The 287-nt window shown below is 54.4% G+C and carries 1 protein-coding gene; it reads right to left on the reverse strand.

Annotation, left to right across the window (positions count from 1 at the left end; genetic code table 11):
• Nucleotides 1-23: 23 nt before the first annotated feature.
• Nucleotides 24-287, reverse strand: a 264-nt coding sequence (locus A3709_RS24255; RefSeq protein WP_197484344.1) for a hypothetical protein, incomplete at its 5' end; no start/stop codon positions are given.

Consider the following 287-nt stretch of genomic DNA (forward strand, 5'->3'; position numbering starts at 1 on the left):
CGCCAGCGAGGGGCGTATTGAGATTACAGGGATGCCACCTGAAATTCGTCTCGCCACCACCAGAACATTTGATCGATCTCACCCGCCGCATTGAGCGTGAGTGAGTACTTGAACAGTTTACCCTCAGGCCACCAACCGCAGCCCGTGGCGTATAGCATCGCTTCTCCCGTGACAGTCACCGGATCTCGGGTCCACTCGGTGGAGCGAATGACTAGTTTTCTGTTGGTCGTACAGTCGAAGATTTCCTGATACACAGAGCGTATCTTGCCGATACCCACCCAACTTTC

This window comes from Halioglobus sp. HI00S01 (assembly GCF_001635445.1).
GTDB lineage: Bacteria > Pseudomonadota > Gammaproteobacteria > Pseudomonadales > Halieaceae > Halioglobus > Halioglobus japonicus.